The following is a 6,676-nucleotide window of genomic DNA, read 5'->3' on the forward strand; positions in this document are numbered from 1 at the left end:
GTCCGACACGGCAGCCGAAATGTCATTTCGGCCATACCAAAAAGATACTGGTCGGAATTTGACTAATCGGGTAGTGATTTCGTCCCTGATGATGTCACGCCCCCAATGGTGACGGTCAGGGCGGAGCGCCATCCAAGCCACAGGAACCATTATGCTGAGTTTGTCGTTGATCGGGGCCTTCATCCCCACGGCCTTCTTTGTCTCCATTACGCCAGGTATGTGCATGACACTTGCGCTGACCCTTGGCATGACAATCGGTCTGAAACGCACACTCTGGATGATGGTGGGTGAACTGATTGGTGTGGGCATTGTGGTGGTTGCCTCGGCACTGGGCGTGGCGGCGATCATGCTGCAATATCCCGCCGTGTTCGCGGTGTTTAAGTATATCGGCGGGGCCTATCTGGCGTGGCTTGGCATTCAGTTGTGGCGTTCGCGCGGGCGCATGGCAATTTCCGGCGAAGTCGAAGGTGCCAAGACAGCAACAGCCGCCGGGCTGGCAGCACAGGGCTTTGTGACCGCGATTGCCAACCCCAAGGGCTGGGCCTTTATGATTTCCCTGCTGCCGCCATTTATCAGTTTGCAGCATCCCATCGCGCCACAGCTTTCGGTGCTGGTTGCGATCATTCTGGTGACCGAGCTGATCTGCATGACGATGTATGCCACCGGTGGGCGGTCGTTGCGTCGCTTCCTTGAAAAAAGCGGTAACGTGCGCATCCTCAATCGGGTTGCAGGAACATTGATGATCGGTGTTGGCATCTGGTTGGCAAGCAGCTGATCTGGTGGCCGTTCGCGGCGTTTGGTCGTGCATTGGGCATTATTTCAACGCGTTGCCTGGATTTGATGTTTGTTTTGTTGTTTCATCATAACAATATGTAATCAAACAACTGTTTTGAGGATTTCCGACCATGCGCGAGATACGCTGTATCGTTTTCGAGGACGGCGAACTGATCAAGGCAATTCTGGCCCATGGTCGACGCACCGGCAAAGCGCTGCCGCCCGGTCAGATCAGCAGCTTTGAGGTGGAACGCAAACCGGAAGTCATCGCGCGTATGACGGTTACTTCTGATGAAGGTCAAAAGCTGATTGTGCCAACCGCAGGCGCAGAACTTGCGGCTGCGATGATTGCCTATTGCATTGATCGCAAGGTCCCCGTGCCGGCAAATGCGTCAAAGTCGATTGCGGTTCTGGATGATCATGTGGCGCTTAAAATCACCATGACCGGTGAAAAGGCCCGCTAAGGCAGGTCGACAAGGCAGCTTAGTAACACAAAAGGCGCGCTTGAGCAGCGCGCCTTTTTCTATTCCCAGCAGGGCGGGCAGGGCTACCACTGCATCATCTTGCCTTTGAGCTTGCCCATGCGTTCGTCTTCGTTCTTGAAGCTGTGTTGTTCGGAAACACCGTCCTGCACTTTGGTCATCAGCAGCCATTGCTTGACCTTCATGAAGCGCGGGGCGAGGAACTGATAGGTCTGTTTGACCAGATTGACAGCCTTGGGACCGCGTTCCAGTTCAAGCTCTTCCCACTGTTCTATCAGTGGTTCCCACGCGCGCAGACGCTTGTAAAGGTCATCACGCTGGCTTCGGATATATTGGCGCTGCGAGGTGAAGTTACGCAGAACTGACATGATCTCGCCGGTATTGGCATCAAGTTCGTCAAATGTGTTTTCGAACTTCTTCTTGGCGTCATCAAGCAGGCGAATAGCCTGTGTGACGGTTTCGAGAACACCTTTTTCATGCGCATAGATGCGGCGAAGGTCCTGGAGCTTGCGATCCACCATCAGGATCTTGCGATACTTCACGCGGAGCGTCTCGATATAGGACAGCTCATCAGCAACCTGATGCACAAGATTGACGACTTCTTCGCGGTTTTCTTTGCCAAACCCGAGCTTTTCGGCAACTTCGTCAAAAGCCTGGTTGATCTTCTTCTTGGTGTTCGGATCCTCGGCGATCTGCATCAGTTGGTCCGGGTCGGTGATGAGTTCTTCACTCCCCGACATCCAGGTTACCAACTGCATGGTAATACGGTTATAGGCAATCGCCTTGTGATCTTCGTCAACAGCCCATGATGCTTCACCGGTCAGAACTTCAAGCGGCAGGTTGTCGCCCGGGCGCAGGACGTTGACAAAGTTAAGCGACTTGTCGATCAGGCTGATCAGATCGCCATCCTTGGATTCCGGATCAATATCGAATTCACGGCAAATCGCCTTAAGTGGCAAAGACACAACCGATCCTTCTGCCATTTTCAGGACAAAAAGAGCTTCGTCTGAGATATCAGACTTCTGAAAGTGGCATTCTTCGAACGTTTTGAAAATCTTGTGTTCTAGCTCGATTTTACGTTCGCTGTTCGGTGTCTTCATCTGCTTCTCCGCCCTGCAAGGCCACTGCACACCATACGTATGTTGTACATGACAGACCCGATTGTTAGACCATCGTTTCTGTTCTTTTCGGCCTATTAGGACACGTGTGTTGGCTCGGTGTCTTGGTTGATTTTTTTGATCTTTTTTATCTAGGCTCTCTGTTCTCAGAGATGTCTTCACTCATGCCCTGTTGTGACGTGGTCCGCCAGAGCGCTTTTTACTGCGTGACGCAGGTGTTCCTGCCATCCTGCTTTGCCATATAAAGCGCTTTGTCCGCACGGTCCACAAACTCCATTATATTCTCTCCAAGATTATAGGCCGTCAAGCCAATTGAAACGGTTAACTTGCCGAAATCCTTGCCGGTTTTTTTGTTTATAATATGTTGGTTTGACACGTTTTGTCGCAACTTGTTGGCGAGTTTTGCCGCGTTCTCCGGCGCGGTGTCGGGCAGGATGATCGCAAACTCTTCGCCGCCATAACGGGCAACAGTGTCTGCACCTTTTGTGGAACTGACCAGAACCCGCGCCACAGCCTTCAGGACCCCGTCACCGGCACGGTGCCCGAAATTGTCGTTGAATTCCTTGAAGTGATCGATGTCGATCATCAAAAGCGAGAGAGGCGCGCCGGACTCCATCGTCGTCGTCACCGCATCGCGCAGCGACGTGTCAAAATTCTTGCGGTTGGCAATTCCGGTCAAGGTGTCGGTCAGGGCATCCCGGCGGACAAGCTCAAGCTCGGTACGGACCCTGAGAACCTCCTTGTGATATTCCTCAAGGCTGCCGTTAAAGGAGCTGTATGTATCGCGCGCCTTGCTGGATCTTTCCGACAAACCGCGGCTGACAGACCGGGCGTCCTCCAGTGTGATGTCCGAGGCCAGCAACTGCTGTGATGCGACCTCGATATCGCCACAGAAAGTATCCGTCTCCCGCATGACCGACGTTACCGCCATTTCAACACGTTCGACAGCAGACTGCAGGCCCTCGACCCCCTGTTTCAGATGCTGTTGCATCGCGTGGGTGCCGAGATACTTGTGGTAAATTCGGAAAACAGTCTCTTCATCAAGATCCTGCGTGTTGCGGATCAAGACCTTGATCAACTGACTGAGTTCGGGCACCTCGTCTGTCAGGTAGCTGTAGAAAACATGGTAAACCTGTGGCGTCGGCTGCAAGTTGAGCTCGTTGACGAGCGCCATAACGTTGTGCGCAATGTCGCGTGGGTTTGCGATCTTGGTTGTCGCTGTCACTTCCTGTTATCCGATCCGAATATCATATCCATTCAGTCAAGCGTGTCCCAACTTAGACCCTGCATCGCTATTAACCGATGCTCTAGGGTGCCCGTGCACATTTAGGTGCAAGATATACTTTTTATATTAGGCTTGCTCTATCATCGTCTAAAGCAAGGGGCTTTGTCACGCACTTCTACCCCTCAGACAATGACAAATTCAGACATCCCGAACGAATGGCTTTCTATTTGTCAGGTGACAACGGCGTCTTGCGCTTGACGCCTGAAAAGTCGGTAATGGCATATACGATGCCGGATCGTGGAATGATCACTCTGCCTGCTATGAAAATCTGCTGATTTTATCCATTTTCAGGCTGTCCGGCCATCTGGCCCAATTTGGCGCAAGAACTTCATTTCATCCTTCCTGACGGTGTGCGGGGCAGTCTTTCTATTATCACTATCTGGTATTCAGATCGGGCGACCTTATATGGCTATTAGTCGAATGTTGCACGGGAACGGCTTGCGCGTGACGGCATCTGTAATAACCACTATGGCAGGGCGTTTAATTGATCCTTGTTACCAGCCGAATAGCGATGCGAGCAGCCCTGTTTGTCGGGCTTTTTGTTGTCTGCGGTCTTGGTGTTTCTGGTGCGCACGCAGCTGATGCGGTGCGCGTTGCCAGCAATATCGTGTTTGACGCCAAATGGAGCCAATATGCTCTTCCCGGTCAGCGGCGGTTCATTACCCTGCTTGGCGCGCAACAGCGTCCGGTTGCCTTTGATGTTTTTCCCTATAACCGTTTTCGCGATGCGCTTGATGCGGGACTGACCGACTGTATTCTTGCATCCCACCCGGCACGTTTTGAGGACACCATTGCCTCAAAAAGCAAGGTTCGCTTCGAACTTCGCGTGTTCCAGCGTATCGGTGCCGATATCCGCACCCTGCCGCAGGTCGATATCGGAATTCTTGCCAATCTGCCAAGGCCGAGTCTGTCGCTGCGTGGCGAGATTGTCTGGCATGATCTCGGAAGTCTCGAACAGGCTGTCGAGCTGCTTGCGGCCGGGCGACTGACCGGGATCATCGGTGACAGCACCAATATCCGCACGTTTGGTCGCACCGATATCATCGAGGCCGAGCTGCCCCCGGTGATCACCGTCGACATCTCGCTGATCTGCCGCGATACAGAACCTTTACGGGAATTCGTTTCTGCGTTTGATTCATCTATGGGTGTGTCTGGTTCCGGGCAGGTGCCGCATGGTGACCTGCGTCACATGGTCGATTACGCGTGGTAGCGAAAAAAGAACTTCATGCATGAATCCATTGCACTAAGCCGAAAATTGGGTAATTATTGAAACGATGCAGTGCATCTTTCAAGTGTGTGGTCGCTCTCTGGTTGATGGTGGTTGCGCTTTTGGTCGGTGTAATGCAGGGACTGTTTTCATGCATTCCTGACTTTGGGGATGCGCATACTAAACTAAGGACGACTACGGATATGGCTACCGGAACGGTTAAGTGGTTCAATGCGACCAAGGGTTATGGCTTCATCACCCCGGACGAGGGCGGCAAAGATGCATTCGTGCACATCACCGCTGTTCAGCGTGCTGGTCTGCAGGGACTTGATGAAGGGCAGAAAATTCAGTTTGAGCTGATTGAAGGTCGCAACGGCCGCATGTCGGCAGAAGAACTCGCCATTCTCTAAATTTCTATCTGGCTTGCAGCTTTCTTTGCTGACAACCGTTAACGCGCCGGCCTTCCGGCGCGTTATGCGTTTTTGGGGCCCGCTTGTTGGTGTCGCCTGAACGCGTGACTTTTATCAAACCAGCAAACTTTCCGGGCATTCATGATCCTTGATCTTCCTGCCGCACCTGTTGGCGGTGACGCAACCACACAGTCGGAATGGCGCCACGCGGTCAGGCGGGTTTTGCTTGGCTGGCGCGCCGGACTTGATGCGCAAACCCATCAAAAACTCTCCGATCAAATCCGTGCTCATTTCGCGACCTTCCTAAAGGATCGTTCCGCCGCAACGATCGGTTTTTATTGGCCGATCCAGAACGAAATTGATCTGCGTCCGGTGGTCACGGCCCATGTCAAATCAGGCGGGAAGGCAGCCCTTCCGGTGGTTCCGGGCAAGGATCAGGCAATGATCTTTCATGACTGGACGCCCGATACCGAAATGGTGCCGGGCTTTGCGCGGATCCCCGAGCCGGCCAACAGCAAGGAAGTTGCTGTAAATGTGCTTCTGGCCCCATTGGTCGGGTTCGACCCGGCGGGGTATCGTCTGGGATATGGCGGTGGTTTCTTTGATCGGACACTGGCGACGCTTACGCGAAAGCCGCTGGTGGTTGGGATCGGATTTGAAGCCACCCGGCTTGATGACATTCTTCCGCATCAATATGACGTGCCTGTCGATGTGCTGATCACCGAACACGGGACGCGCTATATTGACGGGCAGGCCACAGTTGATGCGGACAAACCCGACCAAACATCACCGCCTTGCCATTTAAGTGATTAGGCAGCGTTGCGGCGATTGATGGTTCAGTCGCGCTCGTAAAGGTGTTTGACAGGAAATTCCGGCAGCCACTTTTCGCGCCGGATCGTCCAGAGCTCATAGGTCGGGATGAACTGATCGGGGGCATCCATTGCGCCCAGATGAAGCTCGATCTCGTCATCGCTGCATGAAAACACCGACGATCCGCAATCAGGACAGAAATGCCGCCCCTGATAACTTTGGGTCTTTCCTGTGATCTCGACCGCCGTTTCCGGGAAAATGGCCGAGGCGTGAAACAACGCCCCGTGATGCTTGCGGCAATCCATACAGTGACACAGCCCGACCCGAAGCGGTTCATTTACTGTCTCAAAGCGGATTTTACCGCACAGGCAGCCACCAGAAACCTTCTTCATGCGATGTCCCCGTCCAAAATAGATGCCATCAATGATCAGGCACTTTAAATCGAACCTGTTCGCGCTGCAATTGAGCGACATTGCGGTTGGTCGAAAAGTGTCGTGGGAGGGGTGGGCAAAGTGGCTGGGGAACCTGGATTCGAACCAGGACTGACGGAGTCAGAGTCCGTAGGTCTACCGTTAACCTATTCCCCAACA

The 6,676-nt window shown here is 53.2% G+C and carries 8 protein-coding genes and 1 tRNA gene; 5 read left to right on the forward strand and 4 right to left on the reverse strand.

What is annotated here, in order from left to right; all coding sequences use genetic code 11:
- The first annotated feature begins 151 nt into the window (after positions 1–151).
- Together AC5Q5A_RS13375 and AC5Q5A_RS13380 are read left to right on the forward strand one after the other, a co-directional pair.
- On the forward strand, positions 152–775 hold the full coding sequence (locus tag AC5Q5A_RS13375) for a LysE family translocator (protein WP_064781895.1): 624 nt from the start codon (positions 152–154) through the stop codon (positions 773–775).
- 130 nt (positions 776–905) lie between these two features.
- Positions 906–1,238 carry a hypothetical protein gene (locus AC5Q5A_RS13380; protein WP_008892093.1) on the forward strand — a complete coding sequence of 111 codons (333 nt, stop codon included), beginning with the start codon at positions 906–908 and terminating at the stop codon, positions 1,236–1,238.
- 83 nt (positions 1,239–1,321) lie between these two features.
- Here the strand turns inward: AC5Q5A_RS13380 and AC5Q5A_RS13385 are convergent, their stop codons facing one another.
- Together AC5Q5A_RS13385 and AC5Q5A_RS13390 are read right to left on the reverse strand one after the other, a co-directional pair.
- The gene (locus tag AC5Q5A_RS13385) at positions 1,322–2,356 is read right to left on the reverse strand and encodes a hypothetical protein (RefSeq protein ID WP_210520444.1); all 1,035 of its coding nucleotides are present in this window, start codon (positions 2,354–2,356) and stop codon (positions 1,322–1,324) included.
- A gap of 217 nt (positions 2,357–2,573) precedes the next feature.
- A complete protein-coding gene (locus tag AC5Q5A_RS13390) occupies positions 2,574–3,599 on the reverse strand; it encodes a GGDEF domain-containing protein (protein WP_493895579.1) in 1,026 nt (341 codons plus the stop codon).
- Between the two features lie 544 nt (positions 3,600–4,143).
- On the opposite strand from AC5Q5A_RS13390, the gene AC5Q5A_RS13395 reads away from it, so the two are divergent.
- The 3 genes from AC5Q5A_RS13395 to AC5Q5A_RS13405 all read left to right on the forward strand — a co-directional run bounded on the left by AC5Q5A_RS13395 (position 4,144) and on the right by AC5Q5A_RS13405 (position 6,089).
- On the forward strand, positions 4,144–4,869 hold the full coding sequence (locus tag AC5Q5A_RS13395) for a hypothetical protein (RefSeq protein WP_493895580.1): 726 nt from the start codon (positions 4,144–4,146) through the stop codon (positions 4,867–4,869).
- A 200-nt stretch (positions 4,870–5,069) separates the two neighbouring features.
- Positions 5,070–5,276 (forward strand): cold-shock protein, encoded by a 207-nt coding sequence (locus AC5Q5A_RS13400; RefSeq protein ID WP_008892097.1) that lies wholly within the window; start codon positions 5,070–5,072, stop codon positions 5,274–5,276.
- A gap of 141 nt (positions 5,277–5,417) precedes the next feature.
- Positions 5,418–6,089: a 5-formyltetrahydrofolate cyclo-ligase gene (locus AC5Q5A_RS13405; RefSeq protein WP_493895581.1), complete on the forward strand. Its 672-nt coding sequence runs from the start codon at positions 5,418–5,420 to the stop codon at positions 6,087–6,089.
- A 23-nt stretch (positions 6,090–6,112) separates the two neighbouring features.
- On the opposite strand, the gene AC5Q5A_RS13410 is transcribed toward AC5Q5A_RS13405, so the two are convergent.
- Both AC5Q5A_RS13410 and AC5Q5A_RS13415 read right to left on the reverse strand, forming a co-directional pair.
- On the reverse strand, positions 6,113–6,478 hold the full coding sequence (locus AC5Q5A_RS13410; RefSeq protein ID WP_493895582.1) for a GFA family protein: 366 nt from the start codon (positions 6,476–6,478) through the stop codon (positions 6,113–6,115).
- Between the two features lie 121 nt (positions 6,479–6,599).
- A tRNA-Gln gene (locus AC5Q5A_RS13415) sits at positions 6,600–6,673 on the reverse strand.
- Positions 6,674–6,676 lie beyond the last annotated feature (3 nt).

Source organism: Thalassospira sp. CA1 (assembly GCF_059052855.1).

Excerpts from the sequence above, each read along its gene's own strand:
- AC5Q5A_RS13410 (WP_493895582.1), bottom strand. The coding sequence starts at position 6,478 with ATGAAGAAGGTTTCTGGTGGCTGCCTGTGCGGTAAAATCCGCTTTGAG.
- AC5Q5A_RS13405 (WP_493895581.1), top strand. The coding sequence starts at position 5,418 with ATGATCCTTGATCTTCCTGCCGCACCTGTTGGCGGTGACGCAACCACA.
- AC5Q5A_RS13375 (WP_064781895.1), top strand. The coding sequence starts at position 152 with ATGCTGAGTTTGTCGTTGATCGGGGCCTTCATCCCCACGGCCTTCTTT.
- AC5Q5A_RS13385 (WP_210520444.1), bottom strand. The coding sequence starts at position 2,356 with ATGAAGACACCGAACAGCGAACGTAAAATCGAGCTAGAACACAAGATT.
- AC5Q5A_RS13400 (WP_008892097.1), top strand. The coding sequence starts at position 5,070 with ATGGCTACCGGAACGGTTAAGTGGTTCAATGCGACCAAGGGTTATGGC.
- AC5Q5A_RS13380 (WP_008892093.1), top strand. The coding sequence starts at position 906 with ATGCGCGAGATACGCTGTATCGTTTTCGAGGACGGCGAACTGATCAAG.